The 22062-nt window shown below is 73.4% G+C and carries 18 protein-coding genes; 12 read left to right on the forward strand and 6 right to left on the reverse strand.

Annotation, left to right across the window (positions count from 1 at the left end; all coding sequences use genetic code 11):
* Window positions 1-26 precede the first annotated feature (26 nt).
* The 3 genes from ACX9TP_RS05885 to ACX9TP_RS05895 are packed head-to-tail and all read right to left on the reverse strand — an operon-like array spanning window position 27 to window position 2414.
* The gene (locus ACX9TP_RS05885) at window positions 27-1079 is read right to left on the reverse strand and encodes an alpha/beta hydrolase-fold protein (RefSeq protein ID WP_482978733.1); all 1053 of its coding nucleotides are present in this window, start codon (window positions 1077-1079) and stop codon (window positions 27-29) included.
* Between the two features lie 10 nt (window positions 1080-1089).
* Window positions 1090-1995, reverse strand: a complete 906-nt coding sequence (locus tag ACX9TP_RS05890) for a TIGR01777 family oxidoreductase (protein WP_482978734.1) — start codon at window positions 1993-1995, stop codon at window positions 1090-1092.
* Window positions 1992-2414: a hypothetical protein gene (locus ACX9TP_RS05895; protein ID WP_482978735.1), complete on the reverse strand. Its 423-nt coding sequence runs from the start codon at window positions 2412-2414 to the stop codon at window positions 1992-1994. The genes ACX9TP_RS05890 and ACX9TP_RS05895 overlap by 4 nt, the downstream gene beginning before the upstream one ends.
* Window positions 2415-2681: 267 nt before the next feature.
* Between ACX9TP_RS05895 and ACX9TP_RS05900 the strand changes: the two genes are divergently transcribed.
* The 12 genes from ACX9TP_RS05900 to ACX9TP_RS05955 are packed head-to-tail and all read left to right on the forward strand — an operon-like array spanning window position 2682 to window position 14346.
* Window positions 2682-3767, forward strand: a complete 1086-nt coding sequence (locus ACX9TP_RS05900; protein WP_482978736.1) for a polyprenyl synthetase family protein — start codon at window positions 2682-2684, stop codon at window positions 3765-3767.
* Window positions 3768-3774: 7 nt separating this feature from the next.
* Window positions 3775-5331, forward strand: coding sequence for a phytoene desaturase family protein (locus ACX9TP_RS05905; RefSeq protein ID WP_482978737.1), 1557 nt, complete (start codon window positions 3775-3777; stop codon window positions 5329-5331).
* Window positions 5328-6338 carry a phytoene/squalene synthase family protein gene (locus ACX9TP_RS05910; protein WP_482978738.1) on the forward strand — a complete coding sequence of 337 codons (1011 nt, stop codon included), beginning with the start codon at window positions 5328-5330 and terminating at the stop codon, window positions 6336-6338. Before ACX9TP_RS05905 ends, ACX9TP_RS05910 begins: the two co-directional genes overlap by 4 nt.
* Before the next feature lie 22 nt (window positions 6339-6360).
* On the forward strand, window positions 6361-7671 hold the full coding sequence (locus ACX9TP_RS05915; protein ID WP_482978739.1) for a hydroxymethylglutaryl-CoA reductase, degradative: 1311 nt from the start codon (window positions 6361-6363) through the stop codon (window positions 7669-7671).
* Window positions 7668-9125 (forward strand): phytoene desaturase family protein, encoded by a 1458-nt coding sequence (locus ACX9TP_RS05920; protein WP_482978740.1) that lies wholly within the window; start codon window positions 7668-7670, stop codon window positions 9123-9125. Before ACX9TP_RS05915 ends, ACX9TP_RS05920 begins: the two co-directional genes overlap by 4 nt.
* The gene (locus ACX9TP_RS05925) at window positions 9122-10048 is read left to right on the forward strand and encodes a carotenoid 1,2-hydratase (protein ID WP_482978741.1); all 927 of its coding nucleotides are present in this window, start codon (window positions 9122-9124) and stop codon (window positions 10046-10048) included. The genes ACX9TP_RS05920 and ACX9TP_RS05925 overlap by 4 nt, the downstream gene beginning before the upstream one ends.
* Window positions 10045-11178 carry a glycosyltransferase gene (locus ACX9TP_RS05930; protein ID WP_482978742.1) on the forward strand — a complete coding sequence of 378 codons (1134 nt, stop codon included), beginning with the start codon at window positions 10045-10047 and terminating at the stop codon, window positions 11176-11178. Before ACX9TP_RS05925 ends, ACX9TP_RS05930 begins: the two co-directional genes overlap by 4 nt.
* Window positions 11175-11552, forward strand: coding sequence for a lycopene cyclase domain-containing protein (locus ACX9TP_RS05935; protein ID WP_482978743.1), 378 nt, complete (start codon window positions 11175-11177; stop codon window positions 11550-11552). The genes ACX9TP_RS05930 and ACX9TP_RS05935 overlap by 4 nt, the downstream gene beginning before the upstream one ends.
* The gene (locus ACX9TP_RS05940) at window positions 11549-11899 is read left to right on the forward strand and encodes a lycopene cyclase domain-containing protein (RefSeq protein WP_482978744.1); all 351 of its coding nucleotides are present in this window, start codon (window positions 11549-11551) and stop codon (window positions 11897-11899) included. Before ACX9TP_RS05935 ends, ACX9TP_RS05940 begins: the two co-directional genes overlap by 4 nt.
* On the forward strand, window positions 11896-12573 hold the full coding sequence (locus ACX9TP_RS05945) for a lysophospholipid acyltransferase family protein (protein ID WP_482978745.1): 678 nt from the start codon (window positions 11896-11898) through the stop codon (window positions 12571-12573). The genes ACX9TP_RS05940 and ACX9TP_RS05945 overlap by 4 nt, the downstream gene beginning before the upstream one ends.
* Window positions 12570-13439, forward strand: a complete 870-nt coding sequence (locus tag ACX9TP_RS05950) for a MerR family transcriptional regulator (RefSeq protein WP_482978746.1) — start codon at window positions 12570-12572, stop codon at window positions 13437-13439. Before ACX9TP_RS05945 ends, ACX9TP_RS05950 begins: the two co-directional genes overlap by 4 nt.
* Window positions 13440-13452: 13 nt before the next feature.
* Window positions 13453-14346: a MerR family transcriptional regulator gene (locus tag ACX9TP_RS05955; RefSeq protein WP_482978747.1), complete on the forward strand. Its 894-nt coding sequence runs from the start codon at window positions 13453-13455 to the stop codon at window positions 14344-14346.
* A 6-nt stretch (window positions 14347-14352) separates the two neighbouring features.
* On the opposite strand, the gene ACX9TP_RS05960 is transcribed toward ACX9TP_RS05955, so the two are convergent.
* The 3 genes from ACX9TP_RS05960 to ACX9TP_RS05970 all read right to left on the reverse strand — a co-directional run bounded on the left by ACX9TP_RS05960 (window position 14353) and on the right by ACX9TP_RS05970 (window position 21983).
* Window positions 14353-15855, reverse strand: a complete 1503-nt coding sequence (locus ACX9TP_RS05960) for an ADYC domain-containing protein (RefSeq protein ID WP_482978748.1) — start codon at window positions 15853-15855, stop codon at window positions 14353-14355.
* A gap of 186 nt (window positions 15856-16041) precedes the next feature.
* Entirely contained in the window at window positions 16042-20160 is a 4119-nt protein-coding gene (locus ACX9TP_RS05965; RefSeq protein WP_482978749.1) for an nSTAND1 domain-containing NTPase, read from the reverse strand.
* Window positions 20157-21983: a sigma 54-interacting transcriptional regulator gene (locus ACX9TP_RS05970; RefSeq protein ID WP_482978750.1), complete on the reverse strand. Its 1827-nt coding sequence runs from the start codon at window positions 21981-21983 to the stop codon at window positions 20157-20159. The genes ACX9TP_RS05965 and ACX9TP_RS05970 overlap by 4 nt, the downstream gene beginning before the upstream one ends.
* Window positions 21984-22062 lie beyond the last annotated feature (79 nt).

Here is a 22062-nt window from a genome sequence, read left to right on the forward strand (position 1 = left end):
CACCTGACACTTGTAAACCGCAGTGCTTACCGGCGTTTGGCGGACGACACCGGGAACAACCACTGCAATCCCCGCCATAAGTCGTCCCGCCACGCCGGGTAGTTGTGGCCCGCGTTGTACTCCCGGTACTCCACGCGATGCCCGGAAGTCGCGAGCAGCGGCGCCATGCGCTGGTTGCCCTCCAGGAGCACCTCGAAGCGGCCGCAGTCCATCCACACGTCCAGCGGTCGGCGGGGCGTCTGCCGCGCCAGGTCGAAGACGACGAGGTCTCTTCCTTCAATCGCGAAGGCCCCGGACTGGGCCAGCACGCGCCCGAAGACCTCGGGGGCCCTCAAGCCCGTGAAGAGCGCCATCAGCCCGCCCAGGGACGAGCCCAGCACCGCGTGCGCGCCGGGCTCCTCCACCAGCGACAGGTGCTCGCGCGCCAGCGGCAGCACGCGCCGCAGCAGCAGGTACACGGTGTACTCGCTGCACGCGTACTCCACGCTGCGCGCCTCGCCACCGTTGGACACCATGGCCAGCGCCACCGGGCCCATCAGCCCCCGCGCCATCAGCGACTCCACCAACTCCGGCAGCTTCACGCGCTTGAGGTAGTCGTCCCCGTCGAACACCACCATCAGCGGCACCGGGCCGGGCACGGGCGGCGCGTAGAGGGCCACCGAGCGCCTGCCGCCCACCGCCATGTCCTCCGTCTCCAGCAGGTGCCGGGTGACGCGGCCCCGGGGGGCTCCGCGCGGGCGCTGGAGGACTTCGGGCGGGCCGCCCTCGGGCATGTAGAAGCAGTGGTTGAAGTCACCGAAGCCGTTGTCCGACGTGCGCGGGTTGAAGGCGTCCTCCACCTTGTTGCCGCGCGAGTCCAGGAGCACGTACTCCGCATACGCGTCCCGGGGCAGCGTCACCGTGCGCGCCCACAGGCCGGGGGCCACGCGCTCCAGCGGCAGGGGCTCGCCGCGCCAGTCCTGGAAGTCCCCCAGCACCGACACCGGTCCGCGCCCGCGCCACACGAAGGTGGCGGTGTCTCCCTCGATGACCGGCGTGCCTTCCGCGCGGGCCCGCGCCTCCAGCGTCTTCGCATCCATGCGGCGCAACCTATGTCAGCAACTCCTTGAGCGCCGCCTCCAAGTCTTGATGGCGGAACGTGAAGCCCGCCTCCTGTGCACGTCTGGGCAGTACGCGCTGGCCCTCCAGCGCTACCTTCGCCATCTCTCCCATCGCCGCCTTGAGCATGAAGGCCGGCACGTGCATCACCGACGGCCGGCCCAGCGCGTGGCCCAGCGCGTGCGCGAAGGCCTCGTTGGTGACGGGCGTGGGCGCGGTGGCGTTGACGGGGCCCTCCAGCGTCGGGTGCTCCAGCACGAAGAGGAGCAAGTCGAGCGCGTCCTCGCGGTGCACCCAGCTCACGTACTGCTTGCCGCTGCCCACCGGGCCGCCCGCGCCCATGCGGAAGGGCGGCAGCATCTTGTGCAGCGCGCCGCCCTCCGGGTGCAGCACCACGCCCATGCGCACCACCGACGTGCGGATGCCGGCCTCGCGCGCCCGCGTGGCTTCCGCCTCCCAGCCCCGGCACACCTGCGCGAGGAAGTCGTCCCCGGGCGAGCTCTCCTCCGTCAGCGGCTCCGCCCCGCGCGTGCCGCCGTAGTAGCCGATGGCCGACGCCGACACGAAGCGCTTCACCGTGCCCGCGGCCTTCATCGCCTCCACCAGCAGCCGCGTGCCCACCACCCGGCTGTCGTGGATGCGGTGCTTCGCCTCCTTCGTCCACCGCTGCGCCACCGGCTCGCCCGCCAGGTGGACGACGGCGTCCACTCCCTCCAGGGCCACCGGCGCCAGCGGCGTGACGGCGTCGTACACCGCGCCCGTCACCCCCTCGGGAAGCCGGCTCAGGCTCCGTTCAACGTTGCGCGCGAGCACGTGCACCTCATGCCCCTGCGCCAGCAAACGTTGGACAAGGCCTGGACCCAGGAACCCCGTCGCCCCGGTGACGGCCACCTTCATGGACGGTCCCCCGCCGCCGTGGGAGGCACCGCGGGCGCCGACAGGTCCACGCCGATGAGCCGGCTCAGCGTGGCGAAGAACGCCTCCTGCTCCTCCGGCTTCATCTTCCCCGAGTGCCGGAAGACGGGCGCCCCCGTCGCGTCCAGCAGCAGCACGTTGGACGTCTTCTTGGGCAAATCCCAGGGCGCGGCGCCCAGCGTCCCGTCCAGGTCCACGAGGATGGGCACGCCCACCTTCTTCTCCTCGTCCCGGACGTACGAGAGGGCAATCTGCCGGGCGGGGAAGAAGTCGAACTTCTCCAGGTTGGCCACCGCCACCACCGACGCGGAGCCCAGCAGGCCCTTTTCCTTGCCTCGGGAGAAGAGGGCTTCCTTCAAGGGCAGGTTGAGTGTCGTGGAGTCCTTGTCCTCGTAGAACAAGATGACCGGTTTCCCGCGCCACCGGGACAAGCGCACCTCTTCACCAGCCGAGGTGCGTAACGTCGCGTCGACTGGCCCGTACGCAGGTTCTCCGCCGTACGCACCGCCCGTCGCCAGGGCCACCGTCAACGCTCCTGCGATCCACGCCTTCATGAGGGAACCTCCGTGTACAAGGTTCTTGCAAACCTTAGACATACCCTTGACAAGCTCTGGACGCAAACGCTACCTCTAGGAACGAAGGGGACAGGCTTCATGGAGGAACGCCACATGGCACTCTCGGTTCGCAACGCTCGGCCCCTTCCGGGAGCGCTTCCTCTGGAGCAGGCCTGGCTGCAGCTCGTGCAGACGGAGGTGGAGGCCTCGCTCAAGGCGCTCTTCGAGCTGCCGGACGAGTCCAATCTGGACCCTCGCTGGGCGGCGGCCATGGAGCAGGCCCGTACGTACGCCCTGCGGCCGGCCAAGCGGCTGCGGCCGGCGCTGGTGGTGGCGGGGCACTCGCTGGCGCGGGGGAGCACGGCGGTGCCCGCGGGCTTGTGGACCTTCGCGGCGGGGCTGGAGCTGCTGCACACCTTCCTGCTCATCCACGACGACGTGGCGGACCAGGCGGAGCTGCGGCGCGGAGGGCCGGCGCTGCACCGCATGCTGTCGCCCGGGCGCGCGGGAGAGGACCTTGCCGTCGTCGTGGGAGACCACCTCTTCGCCCGCTCCCTGGAGGCCATGCTCGCCTCCGGGCTGCCCGGCGCGCCCCGGGTGATGCAGTACTACCTGGGCGTGTGCCGCCACACCGCGGCCGGGCAGTACCTGGACCTCGACCTGGGGCGCGCGCCCCTGTCGGAGGTGACGCTCTTCCAGACGCTGCGCGTGGCCTACCTCAAGACGGCGCGCTACGGCTTCTGTGCCCCGCTGGTGTGCGGCGCCATGCTCGGCGGTGCCGGCGCGGAGCTGCTGGAAGGGCTGGAGCGCGTGGGCCGCCACGTGGGGCTCGCCTACCAGCTGCGCGATGACCTCATCGGTCTCTTCGGCGACCCGAGCGTGGCGGGCAAGGCCACGGACGGCGACTTCACGCAGGGCAAGCGCACCTTCCCGGTGCTGGCCGCCTACGCCCGCGCCGATGCCGCCGCGCGCGACGAGCTGGAGGCGCTGTGGGCGCTGCCGGTGGAGCAGAAGGACGAGGCCTCGCTCGAGCGCGCCCGCGCGCTGGTGGAGCACTGGGGCGGACGCGCCGCCTGCGAGCGCATGGTGGACCGGGCCTCGCGCGCCGCGCGTCGCTCCTTGCAGTCGCTGCCCAACCCGCACGGCGTGAGGGACTTGCTGGACGCCCTCATCGCCCGCCTGGCGCGCCGCGCCGCTTGAGGACGCCATGACGAGCGCACGGACGCAGGGCAGGCGGGTGGTGGTGGTGGGCGCGGGCGTCGGAGGCCTCGCGGCCGCGGCGCGGCTGGCGCACCAGGGCTTCGACGTCCAGGTCTTCGAGAAGACGCACGGCCCCGGCGGGCGCTGCAACCAGCTGCGCGTGGATGGCTTCACGTGGGACATCGGTCCCACCATCGTGCTGATGCCGGAGGTGTTCGAGGAGACCTTCCGCGCGCTGGGCCGCCGAATCGAGGACTACCTGACGCTGCTGCGGTGCGAGCCGAACTACCGTGTGCACTTCCGCGACGGCTCGGACGTCACCTTCACCTCCGAGCTGTGCGCCATGGGCCGCGAGCTGGAGCGCGTGGAGCCGGGCAGCTACGAGCGCTACCTCGCCTTCATGGCGCAGGGCCGCGTCCAGTACCGCACCTCGCTGGATTACCTGGTGGGCCGCAACTACGACGGCATCTCCGACTACTTCTCGCCGAAGGTGCTCGCGCGCATCCTGAAGGTCCGCGCGCACCGCCGCATGTACGCGGACGTCAGCCGCTACTTCCAGGACGACCGGCTGCGCGCGGCGATGACGTTCCAGACGATGTACCTGGGCGTGTCGCCCTTCGCGTCGCCCGCCGTCTACGGCCTGCTGCCCTTCACCGAGCTGGGCGTGGGCATCTGGTTCCCCAAGGGCGGCCTGTATGCCATTCCCAAGGCGCTGGAGCGGCTGGGGCGCGAGGAGGGCGTGCGGTTCCACTACGGCACGCCGGTGGAGCGCATCCTCACCGACGGCAGCCGCACCACGGGCGTGCGCCTGGCCAGCGGCGAGGTGGTGGAGGCGGACGCGGTGCTGTGCAACGCGGACCTGCCCTACGCGTACGAGACACTGCTGGACCCGAACGCCACCCGGCTCAAGCGCCCGGAGAAGCTGCGCTACACGTCCAGCGGCTACATGCTCTATCTGGGCATGAAGCGGAAGGTCCCCGAGCTGCTGCACCACAACGTGGTGTTCGGCCGGGACTACAAGGGCTCGTTCGACGACATCTTCGAGCGCTTCCGCGTGCCGGAGGACCCGAGCTTCTACGTCAACGTGCCCACGCGCACCGACGCGTCGCTCGCGCCCGAGGGCAAGGACGCGCTCTACGTGCTGGTGCCGGTGCCGCACCAGAACCCGGACGTGCACTGGAGGGAGGAGGGCCCGAAGGTGCGGGCGAAGGTGTTTGCCCGGCTGGCGGAGCTGGGCTTCCCCCGGCTGGAGTCCGACATCGAGGTGGAGCGCATCTTCACCCCCGACGACTGGGCGTCCACCTTCAACCTCGCGCGCGGCAGCGCCTTCGGGCTGGCGCAGAACTTCACGCAGATTGGCCCGTTCCGTCCGCGCAACCAGGACGAGCGGGTGAAGAACCTCTTCTTCGTGGGGGCCTCCACCCAGCCCGGCACGGGGCTGCCCACGGTGCTCATCTCCGCGCGCCTCGTCACCGAGCGGCTCCTGAGCTGGGCCCGTGACGCGGGTGTCTCCCTGCCCCCGCGCGAGAGCGCGCCCCGCTCGATGGAAGAGGTGGCCGCATGAACTCGCACGACCAGCAGGACCTGGTGGAGGACGGCTACCGGCGCGCGAAGGAGGTGACGCGCCACCACGCGAAGAGCTTCTTCTTCGCCTCGTACCTCCTCTTCGGCCAGCGTCGGAAGGCGGCGTTCGCCCTCTACGCCTTCTGCCGGCGGCTGGACGACCTGGTGGACGGGGATGGGCCCGACGTGGTGCCCATTGATTTGTCGGTGCGGCTGGCGAAGGCGCGGCAGATGGTGGCGGAGGTGTACCTGCCCATGCCGGAGCTGGCGTCGCCGGAGCTGGGCTCTCCCGCCGAGCGGCTGATGGCGGCGGAGGCGCAGTCGCCGTGGGAGCCGAGCGAGTTCGCCGCGCTGAAGCACACGGTGCGCCGCTACCGGATTCCGGAGCAGCCCTTCCAGGACCTCATCTCCGGCATGGAGATGGACCTGACGAAGAGCCACTACCGCACGTGGGAGGAGCTGGACCTCTACTGCTACCGCGTCGCGGGCGTGGTGGGGCTGATGCTGACGCCGGTGCTGGGCTGCGCGGAGGTCAAGGCCTCGCAGCCGGCGGCGGACCTGGGCCGGGCCATGCAGCTCACCAACATCCTGCGCGACGTGCGCGAGGACCTGGAGCGGGGCCGCGTCTACCTGCCCGCCGAGGAGCTGGCCGCCTTCGGGCTGGGCGAGGACGACCTGCGGCGCGGCAGGGTGGACGAGCGGTGGCGGGCCTTCATGCGCTTCCAGGTGGAGCGCGCGCGCGTGTACTACGCGCGGGCCGCCGCGGGCGTGCACTACCTCCAGGGCTTCGGCAGCCAGCGGATGGTGCGGATGATGGGCGCCATCTACGGCGACATCCTGCGGGACATCGAGGCGCGCGACTACGACGTGTTCAGCGCGCGGGCGCACGTGACGATGCGCCGAAAGCTGGCGCTGGCCACGGGCGTCTTCATGCGCCCCGGCTCGGCGCTGCCCGCGCCCCGGGGTGACGCGGGCGTGCCGCTGCTGCCCACGGGGACGGGAGGGTGAGGACGCGATGAGCGATGACCGCGTGAAGAGTCTTCAAATAAAGCGCACCTCCCGCCTGTCGGGCTTCTACCGGCAGTCCCCGGAGCGCCGTCGCGCGCGGCTGGTGGAGGCGCGCTGGGTGGCTCCCGAGGACGCGGCGTCGCTGGAGGGACTGGCCGGCTTCGACGAGGCGTGCGCGGACGCCATGGTGGAGAACGTCGTCGGCATCCACGGGCTGCCCCTGGGCCTGGCGCTCAACTTCGTGGTGGACGGCCGGGAGCGGCTGATTCCCATGGCGGTGGAGGAGCCCTCCATCATCGCCGCGGCTTCCTATGCCGCGCGCCTGTGCGCGGAGGGCGGCGGCTTCACCGTGGAGGCGGACCCGCCCATCACCACCGCGCAGGTGGAGCTGCTGGACGTGCCCTCGCTGGAGGCCGCGCGCGCGGCGCTGCACGCGCACGCCGCCCTGCTGCTGGCGGAGGCGGACGCGCTCATCCCCGCCATGTGCGCGCGCGGGGGCGGCACGCGCGAGCTGGAGGTGCGCGTGCTGGACGCCACCACGCTGGTGGTGCACCTGCACATCGACACGCGCGACGCCATGGGCGCCAACTGCGTCAACTCCGTGGCGGAGGGCATGGCGCCCCGGCTGGCGGAGCTGGCCCGCGCTCGGCCGGGGCTGAAGATTCTCACCAACCTGGCGGACCGGCGGAAGGTGCACGTGCGTGTCCGGGTGCCCGCGTCGGCGCTGGTGTCCGAGGGCTTCGCGGACGGTGGTGCGGTGCGCGACGGCATCCTCGCGGCGCACCGCTTCGCGGAGCTGGACCCGTACCGCGCCGTCACCCACAACAAGGGCGTGATGAACGGCGTGGACGCCGTGCTGGTGGCGTGTGGCAATGACTGGCGCGCGGTGGAGGCGGGGGCGCACGCGTGGGCGGCGCGCTCGGGCAGCTACCGGCCGCTCACCACGTGGCGCGCGGCGGGGGACGGCATGCTGGAGGGCGAGCTGCTCATGCCCCTGGCCACGTCCACCGCGGGCGGCGCGGCGCGCACGCACCCGGGGGTGCAGCGGGCGCTGAAGCTGGCGGGGGTGTCGGGCGCGGTGGACCTGGCGGGGCTCGCCGGGGCGGCGGGGCTGGCCACCAACCTGGCGGCGCTCAAGGCGCTGTCCACCGAGGGCATCCAGAAGGGCCACATGGCGCTGCACGCGCGGCGCGTGGCGGCGGAGGCGGGGGCGCAGGGCGAGCTCATCGAAATCGTCGCGGAGCGGCTGTCTCGCGAGCGCGTCTACCGGCCGGAGCGCGCGAGGGAAATCCTCGCGGCGGAAGTCGCCCGGCGGAAGGAGGCCCGGGGATGAAGCGCACCCGCGTCGCGGTGGTGGGCGGCGGCATCGGTGGCCTCACGGCGGCCGGGCTGCTCGCGAAGGAAGGCCACGCGGTGACGCTCTTCGAGGGGAGCGCCTCGCTGGGCGGCAAGGCCCAGGCCGTCACCGTGGACGGCATCACCCTGGACACCGGGCCCACGCTGCTGACGCTGCCGGACCTGGTGCGGGGCACCTTCGAGAAGCTGGACGCGGCGGACCTGCTGCCCCCGCTCACGGAGCTGGAGCCGCAGTGCACCTATCGCTTCACGGACGGGTGCGGCCTCACCGCGTACAAGGACCTGGAGCGCATGGCCGAGAGCGCCTGTGACTTGAGGCCGAGCGAGAAGCGCGGCGTGCACGGCTTCTACCAGGAGTCCGCGGCCATCTGGCGCGCGGCGGGGGAGCCGTACCTGGAGGCCCCCTTCGAGGGCATGGCCGGCTTCATGGCGCGCGTGGCGAAGCGCGGCGTGGGCGCCGTCATGGCGGGGATGAAGCTCAGCACCCTGCATGACCTGGCGGTGCGGCACTTCAAGACGGAGCACATGCGGCAGTACGTGGGGCGCTTCGCCACCTACGCGGGCGCGTCGCCATACCAGGCGAGCGCGGCCTTCGCGCTGATTCCGCACATCGAGCATGCCTACGGCGTGCACCACGCGCGCGGCGGCGTGGGCGCGCTGGTGGAGGCGCTGGGCGTGGCGGTGCGGCGGCTGGGCGTGACGGTGCACCTCAACACGCGCGCCCGCTTCGAGCGCAAGGCGGGCGGCTACCGCGTGGGGCCCCAGGGCGACGCGGAGCCGTATGACAGCGTGGTGGTGAACGCGGACCCGCTGGAGTCGCTGCGCCGGGCCGACGAGCCGCTCGCGCTGTCGGGCTGCGTGCTGCTGATGGAGGTGGACGGGCGTCCCCGGCTGCCGCACCACACGGTGCTCTTCGGCGGGGACTACCGGCGCGAGTTCAACGAGCTGTTCAACGGGCAGCTCGCGTCGGACCCGACGGTGTACTTCTGCAACCCGTCCGCGACGGACGCCACCATGGCGCCGCAGGGGCGCACGGGCCTGTTCGTCATGGTGAACGCGCCGGCGCTGCCCGTGGGACAGGCGGAGGCGGAGCAAGCCGCGCGGGCCTGGGAGCTGGGCGCCGAGCGGGCGAAGGCGCAGATGTTCGAGAAGCTCTACCAGCACTTCCCGGAGCTGCGAGGACGCACGCGCGTCATCGGCCAGCGCACGCCGGTGGACCTGGCGGCGCAGGGGGCTCCGGGGGGCTCCATCTACGGCTTCCTGCCGCACGGGAAGTTCGGTCCGTTCCGCCGGCCGCGGATTCGCGGCTGCACGCCGGGCCTGTTCTTCGCGGGCGGGGGCACGCACCCGGGCGGCGGGGTGCCGCTGGTGATGCTGTCCGGGCGGTTCGCGGCGGAGCTGGCATCGCAGCACCTGCGGAGGAGCGCATGAGGCCGCTGGGAGACCTTCCCGCGCTGCCGGACGCGGCGGGCGCATATCGGTGGTTCTACGCGGACGTCACCGCGGGGCCGTTCAGCGCGGTGTGCATCTTCATGCTGGGCTCGCTCTTCTCGCCGCGCTACTCGGTGGCGGCGCGGCGCGGAGGACGGCCGCTGGAGCACAGCGCGGTGAACTTCGCGCTGTACCACCAGGGCGTGCGCCAGCTGTGGGTGCTGAGCGAGTACTCGAGGGCGGAGGTGGTGTCGCCGGGGCAGCTGCGGATTGGCCGGTCCACTCTGACGTACTCGGCGGGGGCGGGGCCGGTGCGCATGGACGTGGAGGACTGGACGGCGCCGTGGGGCCGGCCGGTGCGCGCGAGCCTCTCGCTGGAGCCGATGACGCCGGTGGGCGAGGTGGTGCGGTTGATGCCGGAGCTGCCGCACTACTGGCAGGCGCTCGCGCCGCGCGCGAAGGCGCGGCTGGAGGTGCCGTCGCTGGGCGTGGAGGCGGACGGGATGGGCTACCACGACACCAACCACGGCGATGAGCTGCTGGGCGCGCGGCTGTCCGGCTGGCACTGGGCGCGCACGCACCGCGAGGACGAGACGGTGGTGGACTACCACCTGCCGGACGGGGTGCCGCCGCTGCGCGTGGTGGCGGGAGCGCGCGGCGTGCTGTGCGAGCGGGGCGTGGCGCAGGAGACCCGGCCCACCAGCATGACGGGGTGGGGGCTGCGGGTGCCGTCGCGGCTGCATGCGGGCAATGAAGTGGTGGGCGAGGCCCGGCTGCTGGAGTCCTCGCCCTTCTACGCACGGCTGGAGGCGCGCAAGGACCGGTTCGATTCGATGGGCGAGGTGGCGGACTTCCGTCGCTTCCACTCTCCGTTCATCCGCTGGATGGCGCACTTCCGCACGCGCATGGGACGGGCGGCATGAACGCGCTGGCGCTCATGTCCCTGTCATGGGCCGTGCTGGCCACGGGCTTCAGCGGCGTGGCGCTGGCGCGGCTGCTGCGCTCGCGGCGCCCGGCAGCGACGGGGAGCACGCAGGTCCCCGTGCTGCTGCTTCGCCCCGTGGACGCGCCCACGCCTCGCGAGCTGGAGAACCTGGCCACCCCCATCGACTACGCGGGGCCGCTGGAGCAGGTGGTGGTGTCTCCGTACCGTCCCCGGCTCGCCCCGGGCGTGCGCTGGCTGCCGAGCGACCCGCTCACCCCGAACCGCAAGGTCGGCCACCTGCTCTACGCGCTGGAGGTGCTCCAGACGCAGGGCCGGGTGGTGCTCGCGGTGGACGCGGACGTGGCGGTGACGGGCGCGCTGGTGGAAGGGCTCGCGGCCCCCGTGGCCTCGGGCGCGGCGCTGAGCACCGCGGCGCCCACGCCGGTGAGCCCGGAGGACGGAGCCAGTCGCGCCATGGCCGGCCTGCTGCGCTACACGCACCACAGCTTCCGCGCGCTGGACGTGATGAGCGCCGGCGCGAAGGCGGTGTGCGGCAAGGCGCTGGGCCTGTCGCCCGTGGCGATGGACGCGCTGAAGGAACTGGCGGACCACATCGGCGAGGACCTGGAGTTGTCGAAGCGGCTGCACGCGCGCGGGCTGGACGTGGCCTTGAGCACGGCCCCGGCGGTGGTGCCGCTGGGCACGGTGGAGTCCTGGGGCACGCCGCTGGCGCGCTTCACGCGGTGGATGCAGGTGCTGGCCAGCCACCGCCCCGCGCTCTACCCCACGGTGCCGCTGCTCTTCACGCCCACGCTGCCGCTGGTGCTGCTGGCACTCGTGCTCGGCTCGCCAGTGCTCGCGGGCGCGGTGGCCGTGCTCGTGGGGGTGCGCACGCTGCTCGCCCTGCGGCTGGCCGCGCTCAGTGCGCCCACGGGAAACACGGGCGCGGACCCGGGCCGGCCGTACGCGCTGACGGACTGGCTGCTGGGAGAGGGGCTGTTGCTGGCGGCCTTCGTGTGCTCGCTGTGGCAGCAGGGCACGGTGACGTGGCGGGGCCGAACCTATGCGCTTCAACCCGGGGGCCGGATGGTCCGGGTGTGGCCGGAGCTGAGTGGAGGACCGGGATGACCTACGCGCGATTCCTCGGACTGTTCGTCGTGTTGCCCATCCTCTTCCTGGTGTGGCGCTACCGCCGCACCTTCACCGCGCGGAGCCTGGCGCCCATGGGCATGCTGCTCGTCGTCGTCTACGTGGCGACGTCGCCCTGGGACAACCTGGCGGTGAAGTGGGGCCTGTGGGGCTTCGACCCGGAGCGCATCTGGGGCATCAAACTGGGCTACCTGCCGCTGGAGGAGTACCTCTTCTTCGGCCTGCAGACGCTGCTCGTGGGCCTGTGGGCGCGCGCGCGCCTGTCGCGGGCGCTGGAGAAGGAGCCCGTGGCCCGGCGGCCCGAGCCCCGCTCCGAGGGCCGGAAGCTCACGGCCCGGGAGGCGGCGCCATGATGGAGACGAAGTGGGCCTACCTCATCCACCTGCTCGCGTGGACGCTGCCGCTCATCCTCCTGCAGCTCATCGTGCTGGTGCGCCACTACAAGGAGCGCGCGGGCGCGGTGCTGCGAGCGGTGCTGCCTCCGGCGTTCGTCATCGGCGTCTACCTCTCGGTGGCGGACCACCTGGCCATCTCCACGGGCATCTGGAACTTCGGCGAAGGCCGGCACCTGGGTGTGTACCTGGGCCTCGTCCCGCTGGAGGAGGTCCTCTTCTTCCTGCTGACCAGCATCCTCGTGTCGCTGGGGCTGGCCCTGTTCACCGCGCTGGTCTCCCGGGCGCGGGAGGCGCGGGCATCTTGATTCGTGATGCCAAAGGCGGCCCCCTCGGGTGGGCCCTGGACGCGTACATCGGGTGGAAGTTCCGCTCGGCGTTCCGCGGATTGTGGGTGCGCGGCACGCTGCCCACGGGGGATGAAGGCCGGCTCGTGTACCTGAACCACTGCAACTGGTGGGACGGCTTCATGCTGCACCAGCTCGGCCGCGCGGCGGGGTGGGATTCCTACTGCCTCATGGAGGAGGAGAACCTGCGGCGCTACCGCTTCCTCGCGCGCATCGGCGCCTTCAGCATCCGCCGCAAGGACGCGGTGTCGTCGGTGGAGTCCCTGCGCTACGCGAAGGCGCTGCTGCGCCGGCCGCGCGCCGCGCTGTACGTCTTCCCGGAGGGCGAGCACCGCCCCTTCGGCGTGCTGCCCCTGCAGCTGGAGCGAGGCGTGGAATTGCTGGCGCGCGTGTCGAAGGTGGAGTGCGTGCCCATTGGCGTGCGCTACGCCTTCTTCGAGCACGAGCGTCCGGACGTGCTGCTGGAGGTGGGCACGCCGCACCCGCCGGGGCCGCTGGCGCAATTCCAGAGCGGCCTGGAGTCGGTGGTGAAGCGCGTGGCGGCGGCGACGTCGCTGGAGGGCTTCACGCAGGTGGTGTCCGGAGCGCGGGGCGTGGCGGAGCGCTGGGACGCGGCCCGGGGGCTGGCGCCATGACGTTGCGCATCCGCACCATCGCCCGGCTGACGGGCATCCGCGAGGCCACGCTGCGCGCGTGGGAGCGGCGCTATGGCTTCCCGCGCCCGCACCGCACCGAGGGCAACAACTACCGCGTGTACTCGCGCGACGAGGTGGAGGCCATCCGCCGCGTCGCGCGCCTCATCCAGCAGGACGGCCTGGCGGTGAGCGAGGCGATTGCCCAGGTGCGCGCCACGCCGCTGCGGGATTTGCCTCCGCCGGTGCAGCTGAACGAGCGCTTCTGGTCCGCCGTCATGGTGCTCGACGGGGACGAGGTGACGCGGGTGCTGGACGAGGCGCAGGCCGCCATGGACGTGGAGGCGTACTGCGACACCTTCCTCATGCCGCTGCTGCGGGAGATGGGCGTGCGGCTGGACATCGCGCGCGAGCACCTGGCGTCCGCCTTCATCCGCCACCGGCTGCGGCAGGTGCTGGACGCGGTGGAGTCCGCGGAGGACGGGCCCCGCGCGCTGCTCGCGTGCCCGGCGAGGGACCACCACGAGGGGGGCCTGCTGGCGCTGGCGCTGCACCTCAAGCGCAAGGGCTGGCGGGTGACGCTGCTGGGCGCGGACACGCCGGCCGAGGCGCTGCACGTCGCCTGCGCCCAGGTGCGGCCGGACGTCGTGGCGCTGTCCTTCGTGCGCCGACGCGAGCCGGACGAGTTCCTGGAGGTGCTGGGGGACGCACTGCGGGCCTGCGCGCCCTTCCCCGTCGTGGTAGGAGGGGCCGGCGCCCGGGAGCACCTGAAGACGCTCTTCACGCTCGGGGCGCAGTACGCGGAGTCCTCGGAAGAGCTCGTCGCCATCTGGAACCAGGTGCGCAACGCCCAGAATCGTCGTACCTGACTTCACCCGCGACATGGCCGAGCGCACCTACCGCATCCACATCGCCGCCGAGCTCTCGGGAGTGCGAGTGGAGCTCATCCGCGCCTGGGAGCGCCGCTACGGCGTGCTCCAGCCGCGGCGCACGCCGGCCGGCTACCGCGTCTACACGGACCGGGACGTGGCGCTGCTCAAGCGGCTGAAGACGCTCACCGACGAGGGCGTGGCCATCAGCGAGGCGGCGAAGCTGCTGCCGCAATTGCGCGCGGAGCTGGGCGCGGAGGCTCCCGCCGTCACGGACGACGCCCGGGGGACGCGCGTGGACGCGTGGCTGGAGGCGGCGCTGGCCGCGGCCGGCGCGTATGACCAGGCGCGCGTGTCGGCGGTGGTGGACGAGGTGCTCGCCGCGCTGCCGCCGCTGCGCGCCTTCGACGACGTGCTGGCCCCGTTGCAGCGGGAAATCGGAGAGCGCTGGCACGCGGGGCGGCTGTCGGTGGCGCAGGAGCACCTGGTGACGCAGGTGGTGCGGGCGCGGGTGGTGAGCCTGCTGCACGCGGCGCCGAACAGCGGGCGCAGGCACGCGGTGCTGGCGTGCTTCCCGGACGAGGAGCATGAGCTGGGACTGCTCGGCGTGGCGCTGCGGCTGCGGCACTCGGGCGTGCGGGTGACGCTGCTGGGGCAGCGCATGCCGGCGGTGGACCTGGGCCGCGCGGTGGCGGAGTTGCGGCCGGACTTCGTGGGCCTGTCGGCGGTGAACGACAGGGGCGCGGAGGTGTTCGGGGACACGCTGTCACGCGTCGTGGAGGCGCTGCCCCCGGGCGTGCCCCTCTGGGTGGGCGGCCCCGCGGCGCAGGCCAGCCCGGAGGTGGCCCTGCGCCTGGGCGTGCACGTGTTCTCCGACGAGGAGGACTGGGTGAAGCTGGCGGAGTAGGCCGCTTCAGTACCCGACGCCGCCGTCCAGCGTGTTGCTGGCGGACTCGTTGAAGACCTGGCTGCCGTAGACCTGCTGTGCGTCCTCGGCGCTGTTGCAGATTTGCGAGCACTTGCTGGTGGGGCCGATATAGGGGCCCGCGATGTTGTCCGCGTCCCGGCAGTCATTCACGATGCCGCCGTCGTTGTCATAGATGGGCGGGTTGAGCTCCATGCATTGCTGCGCGGGCAGGTGCTTCCAGCGCCAGTGGCTGAGGCACGCGGGGCCGCTCGGGCTCCAGCCCGCTTCGAACGTCACTCCCTGCACGCCCGCATCCGGCGGGGGCGCGGGGATGATGTTTGGCGTCAGGCTGTCCCAGGGGCGGATGGGCGTGCCGTTCTGCGTGAACGAGGAGCCGTTGCCGCAGTAGTCCGCGCGCGCCATGCGGGTGCACGCATGGTGCGCCAGCGTCACCTTCCCCGTCGCGGAGCCGTCCAGCCACGGCTTGTAGCCCCAGCGGTAGCACTTGGCGATGACCCCCGACTCACACCCCAGCGTGAACACGGTGGTGCTGTCGGTCCGGTGGCCCGTCACGCTGTTGAAGACGCCCCTGATGGGCACGGCCCAGGCCCAGCCCGCGGGGCCCGCGCTCTGCGCACACAGCTCCGTCGTGGGCGTGCCGTAGCTGGGCCCGTAGCGCACCCGGTACAGGAAGGTCTCGCCACTCGAGTCCCACTTCTCCTCGGCATCGGGGCTGGCGACGCTGTTGGCGTTGATGGCGTCGACGACTTCCAGGCGGAAGCCCGTGGTGGCTCCGGGCTGCGTGAGCATCACCGCGCCAATCAACTCCGTGCCGCGCAGCTGCTTCGACGTCGCGGGGTAGAGGCCCCTGCTCGCCGCCAGCGTCACACCCCAGCGCAGGGTGGAGTAGGAGGATGCTCCGGCGAGCACCGTGTAGACGCCGCTGGGGGGGCAGACGAACGAGACGTCCGGGCAGGACGACACGCACGCGGTGGCCTCATCTCCTGAGGCGAGGTAGTCGCGGCCCCGGTATTCGCAGGGATGCTCGCCCGCGCAGACGCGCACCATGGGGTTGCCGTAGCAGCTTCCGGCCTCGGTGCCACACGCCCCGCTGGTGAGGCGGACGGAGGTGCCCGGCGTGCACGTGCCCTGTCCCTCCACGCCCCAGCCACAGCTCCGTCCCACCCCCGTGGCGTAGTAGCCGGTGCAGGCCTGCAGGCTCGCGGTGGTGCCGGTGACCTGGAGCGGCATGGTGGCGGCCAGCTCTCCCTGGAGGAGCTTCAGCGTGGCGCTCCGGTTGGTGCCCTCGTACCTCACGGTGCCCCCCGTGAAGGACGCGGACGTCATCGGCGTGCCGTGCAGCTGCGTGCCCTGGGTGTGGAAGCCGTCGCTGCCCGCGGCGAAGGACTGCGTCTCCAGGGAAGGCTCTCCGCCATCCGGAGGCACGTCGCAGGCGGCCAGGAGACAGACACACAGACACGTCGACAGCAGGCGGAGGAGGGGCGTCACGTGGGGACCTCGTTCTCGTTCTTGTCGGCAATTCCGGAGCATCCGGCATGCCACCGACACCAACGCCCTCGCGTGGAAGTCCTCGGTCGGGTGTGACTCGCCGGCGGTTCTCGCGGGCGGCGCCTGCCGGCAAGGTTTGCCGGGGTGACGGCGGCTCCTGTCGGCAAGGTTTGCCGGGGGGGCGGCTCAGGGCCGGGGCGTGGCGCACACGCGCATGCCGATGAGGGCCTCACGCTGGGTGCGCTCCACGCGGTCCCGGTTGGCGGAGTGCGCCGTCAAGTCACTCTGGTACCAGCTGCCGCCCTGCGCGGCGGGCTGTTTCGGGTCCACGTCGGAGCGCGTCCACTCCCACACGTTGCCGGCCAGGTCGTCCACGCCGAAGGGGCTGCGCGAGCGCGGGTGGCTGCCCACCTCGTCCGGGCCGAAGCCCCAGGACTCGCGGCCGTACGTCACGTCGTGGTTGGCGTCGTCGGGGGCCAGCCACTCGCCGGAGGGGTAGCGCCGCCCGTCCGCGCCCCGGGCGGCCCGCTCCCACTCGCGCTCCGTGCAGACGCGCGCGCCGGGCACCCGTCCCGTCTTGTCGAGCCAGTCCACGTACGCCAGCGCATCGTCGAAGGAGATGGCCGACACGGGGAAGCGCAGCCAGTCCTGCACCGCGCGGCGGCTGCGCTTGCCGTAGCGCACCGGCTCTCCGTCGCGCACGCTGTAGCTCGCGGCGGCCGGACGCAGGTCCAGGCGCCACCGGCCATCCGCCTTCCGTGACAGGTCCACCACGCTGGAGCGCAGGCGCGCGCCGGGCATGCGCGCGGCGCGCTCGCCCGGGGGCAGCGTCTCCAGGAAGGCGATGTACTGGGCGAACGTCACCTCGTGCCGGGCGATGAGGTACGCGCCCGTCCGCACCGTGTGCAGGGGCGGCGCGAAGAAGAAGGAGCGGCGCAGGTACTCGCTCTCCGACACGCCCTGGAGGAAGCGTCCGGGGGGCACGTAGACGAAGCCCTCCGGCACGGCCGAGGCTTCCGGAAGCGTGAGCTCCAGTTCCAGGCGCTCACCGGGCTCCAGCAGGACGGGCACGCGCACGGGGGCGTGTCCCGGGGCCTCCAGCAGCAGGAGATGCGAGCCCGACGGCAGCTCCACGTCGCGCAGCGGCGCCTCGCCCAGGACGCGGCCTTCCGGGACGTCCGGCCCGGTGCCGAGCAACCGCACGCTCACACTCGGAGGCGAGGTGACGAGGGTCAGCCGCGCCGGGGCCTCCAGCAGGTGGCTCCGTGTCCCGGAGTCGTCGTACGCCGCCAGCCGCGCGAGCCACTGCGTGCGCTGCTCGGGCTGGCGCCGCTGCGTGGCCCACTCGACCTGGTGGGCCAGCAGGTCCGCCAGCGGCTCCTTCACGCGGGCGCTTCCCGGGTCCAGGCCCCAGGCCGTCTCCAGCGCGGCCATGGCCTTGAGTGCGCTCGCCTCGGCGCCGCGCTCCTCCGTCAGCACGCGGGACCATAGAGCCTCGGCGGCGTCGCGGCGGTCCTGTCCCGGCGTGTCGAAGAGGGCGAAGGCCTCGGCGCGGAGCCGGTCCGCCTCGGCGCCTCGCGCGAGGGCGGCGTCCCGGTACCGGCGGGCCTCGCCCAGGTGCCCGGTGATGCGGGCCTCCAGCTGCGCGCGGGCCTGCACGCGGGTGACGCCCACCGCCGACAGCAGCACCAGCGGCACCGCGACGGCCACCGCCCAGCGGGCGGCGCGGCGGCGGCGGAAGGTCTGCTCGGAGCGGGCGAGGAAGTCCTGCTCGCGAGCCCCCTCGGCGGCGGCTCCCACGGCGCGCACCTCGGACAGCTGGCGCTCGCCGTAGAGCAGCTCCACGGGGCGGCCCAGGCGCTCCCACTCGGCGGCGGCGCGCTCCAGGCGGTGGCGAGCGGCGCGGCGCTGCTCGTCCTGGCCCAGCCAGCCGCGCAGCGTGTCCCAGCCCGTCACCAGGCTCTCGTGGGCCAGCGTGTAGACGCCCTCGCCGCCCTCGGCCTCTCCGGCGGTGAGGAGCCGGCCGCGCACGAGCCCATCCAGCACCGCGCGCCCGGTGTCGTCGCCGGGCCCGCGCAGCAGCTCCTCGCGGGTGCGGCGCACGCGGGTGCCCTCGGGCGTGACGAGCTCCAGCAGCAGCGCCTGTGCACGGGGACGCTGCTCCGGCCGCAGCCGCGCCACCACCGCGTCCGCGTGGCGGGCCAGCGCGCCCTCGACGCCGCCGAGGGCCTCCAGCGCGGCGGCGGGGATGAGGTGGCGCTCCCTGTCGCGTGCCTCCCACAGCGCCTCCAGCGCGAACTGGAGCATGGGCAGGCCGCCGTCGGCGCGAGCGGCGGCGGCGACGAGCGCGTCCACCATGGCGGGGGACTCGAAGCGCACGCCCAGCGCGCGGGCGGGGCCTTCCACGGCCTCGCGCAGGCCGTGCTCCGTCAGGGCCCGCACGAGGTACAGCGCGCGGGGCAATTCCTCGCCCAGGCCGGGCAGCGCGACGAGCCGGGTGAGACAGTCGCTGCGCGCGGTGGCCAGGACGCGGACGCGCGGGGCGCGGCGCAGCACCAGCGCCAGCTCCTCGGCGAGCCGCGCGGCCTGGGCGGGCTCGGAGAAGGTGACCAGCTCCTCGAGCTGGTCGAGGAAGAGCAGCACGGGCGGAGCGCTCGCGGGACGGCGGCGCAGGGCGCGCGCGAGGGCGCCGGGCTCTTCCGTGGCCACGCGGGCGAGCAGAGCGTCCGCGCCTTCATCCAGCACGGGGGACAGTGCTTCCGCCAGTGCCTCCAGCGGGCGGCGCCCGGGCGTGCAGGAGACGACGACGCGAGGGGGCCCGCCTTCCTCCAGGCCGGAAGCCGCGGCGAGGGGCAGCACGCCCGCGCGGCACAGCGAGGACTTGCCCACGCCGGAGTCGCCCGCGAGCAGGACGAAGGCCTCACCGCGCAGCCGGTCCACCACCTCGCGCAGCTCGGCCTCGCGACCGAAGAAGACGCCCCGGTGCTCGGCGTCGAAGGCGCGCAGGCCCAGGTAGGGGTTGCCGGAGGGCAGGGCGCTGGCGGGGCGCTCGGGGACGGCCAGCGCCTCCAGGGCTTCGCGCAGTGCGTCCCCGGACTCGAAGCGGCGGGAGGGCTCGGCGGCGAGACAGCGGTCCACCACGGCGGCGAGCCCGGGCGGGAGTCCGGGGGCGAGCGTCGCGAGCGGCGCGGGCGGGTGCTCCAGCACGGTGCGGCCCAGGTCTTCGAGCGAGACGTCCTGGTAGGGCGGGGCGCCGGCGCACAGCTCGTAGAGGACCACGCCCAGCGCGTACACGTCGCTCGCGCGGCTGGCGGGCTCACCGCGCCACAGCTCGGGGGCGAGGTAGAGCGGGGTGCCGGGCACCATCCGCCACTGGGCCGGGGAGGAGGTGCGCGTCACGTCGCCGGACGGCGCGGTCCCGAAGCTCGGCGGTGCGTCCCCGGGCGTGGAGACGACCCCGGGCCGAGGCTGCGTGTCGGGCGCGGCGGCTCTTTCCTCGCGCGAGGGGCCCGTCGAATGCGCCGCGCGTTGCGGAGCACGCTGCAGGTCACCGGGCAGCGGGCGGGTGTCCACCGTGGTGGGCGCGCCCGGAGCCTCGCCCGCGCGTGCTGGAGCGCGTTGCAGGTCACCGGGCAGCGGGCGGGTGTCCACCGCGAGCGCGCCCGGGGCCTCGTCCGCGCGTTGCGGAGCGCGCTGCAGGTCACCGGGTAGCGGGCGCGTGTCCACGGGCCGCGTCTCCCGCGCCTTCGCATCCACGGGCCGCTCCGGGGCGGCGTGCTCCGTCGCTCCGTCCAGCTGCGCCCGCGCCACCTCGTGCTGCTCGGCCAATCCGAAGTCGAGCAGCTTCACCTCACCATCCTCGGAGAGGATGGCATTCGCCGGCTTGATGTCGCGGTGGAGCACGCCGCACCGGTGCGCGGCGGCGAGCCCTCGCGCCAGGCCCACACCCAGCCGCAGCACCTGCCGTCCCTCCACGGGCCGGGCCAGCCGGTCCAGCGGCTCACCGCGCACGAGCTCGGACACGAGGTACGGCTGTCCACGCACCTCACCCACGCGGTGGATGGCCACCACGTTGGGGTGCTGCAGGCGCGCAATCGCGCGAGCCTCCTGGAAGAAGCGCGCCCGGGCCGCCGCGTCCGGCAATCTCCCCGCGGGCGTGGCGATGAACTTCACCGCCACCAGCCGCTCCAGCAGCGTGTCCTGCGCCAGGAACACCTGCCCCATGGCGCCGTGCCCCAGGGGGCGCAGCAGCCGGTACTCCTCGAACTCGCGAGGAGGCTCCAGCAGCCCGGGGCCCGCGCTCATCCGGTAGGCGTCCCCTTCCGCGAAGGACGCGCCACCAGGCCCAGCTGCTTCAGCTTGAAGGAGAAGGTGCGGATGGGCATCCCAATCAGCGCCGCCGCGCGCGTCTGCACGCCCTCCGCCTCGTCGAGCGCCTCCTGCATGCGCCGGCGCTCCAGCTCCCGAATCTCCTGCGCCAGCGGCACCCGCGGCCCCCGAGCCGTCTCCGCCACCGGAGGCGCGGGAGGCGCCGGCTGCGGCGGTGCGGCCGTGGAAGCGGCCCCGCGCCCCAGCATGCGCGCCGGCAGGTGGTGCGGCTCCACCACGTCCCCCGTCACCGCCGCCGCCACGTAGTCCATCAGGTTGCGCAATTCGCGCACGTTGCCGGGCCAGCCATGGCGCGCCAGTGCGAGCAGCGTGCCCGCCGCCAGCTCCAGCTCGCTGCGCCCGAGTGCCCGGCACGCCCGTGCCAGGAAGTCGCGCGCCAGCATGGGCACCTCGCGCGGGCGCTCACGCAGCGGAGGCAGCAGCACCGTGGCCGCGCCGAGCCGGAAGTACAGGTCCTCGCGGAATCGCCCGGCGGCCACCTCCGCCTCCAAATCCCGGTGTGTGGCGGCCACCACGCGGATGTCGATGGGGCGCTCGCGCACGTCGCCCACGCGGGTGATGCGGCGCACCTCCAGCGCGCGCAGCAGCTTGGACTGCGCGGAGGGCGGCAGCTCGCCCACTTCGTCCAGGAACACCGTGCCCCCCTGCGCGCTCTCCAAAAGGCCCGTGCGCGTGGTGGTGGCGCCGGTGAAGGCGCCGCGCTCGTGGCCGAACAGCTCGCTCTCCACCAGCCCCTCGGGCAGGGCGGCGCAGTTGACGGCGATGAAGGGCCCGGCGGAACGGGGCGACCAGTGGTGCACCGCGAAGGCGGCGTTCTCCTTGCCCACGCCCGTCTCGCCGCACACCAGCACCGGCAGCTCGCTGGCGGCCAGCCGGCGCAGCAGCGCGTAGAGCTGGCCCATGGCGGGGTCGGCCACCAGCACGGTGCGCTCGCCCAGCGCGAGCCGGGTGATGCCCTCGTCGGCGGAGGCCCACGCCCCGGGCGCGGCCGTCTGCGCGGCGGTGCGCGCGGCGGCCACCAGCGACTCCACGTCGCAGCCATCCGCGGGGCACGCGGCCAGCCCCAGCCGTGCCTGGGGACAGGCGCCCAGCAGCGCCTCCACGCGCTCGCCCAGCCCCTCCTCGCCCGGCTCGCCCGAGACTTCGGGCAGCACCCAGAGCAGGTGCGTGGCGTCCAGCCAGCCGGCGGCCTCGGCCGGGCCCGCGTCGGTGGCCAGCACCGCCTCCACCGCCTCGCGGCCCGCGGTGCCCGCGTCCGGCAGCGCGAGCACCAGCATCGTCAGGGGGCGGCTGTAGCGCAGCGCGCGCTCCACCTCCTCGCGCAGCTGCCCCATCAGCCGCTCCGCCTCCAGCGCCCGGCGGGCGGGCGTGGCCCGCGTGCGCGCGCGCACCACCGCCACCACCGCGCCGAAGGAGAGCACGTCCCCGGACAGCACCGGCTGCGCGCTGTCCACGGGCCGGCCGTTGATGGACGTCCCGTTGTGGCTGCCCAGGTCCACCACGCGCGCGCCGTCTTCCGTGAGGAGGATGCGCGCATGGCGGCGCGACACGCTGTCGTCACGCAGCCGCAGGTCCGCCTGCTCGTCGCGGCCCACCAGCACCATGCCCTCGTCGGGCAGGGGGAAACGCCAGGAGGAGTCGCCCTCCAGCACCAGCAGGTACGCGGCGCCAGACTCGGACGACTCCGATGTGGCCCCGAGGGGCCGGGTGTCGCGGGCGCTGGGGTGCGGGACGGACATCGCGCGGACGTCCATGCTGGCACGCCCGCGCCGAGGGGAGCAACCCGGGGGCGGCGGGGCCGCTCGCCGCCTCCAGGGA

The sequence above is a fragment of the Pyxidicoccus sp. M15 genome (genome assembly GCF_056858435.1).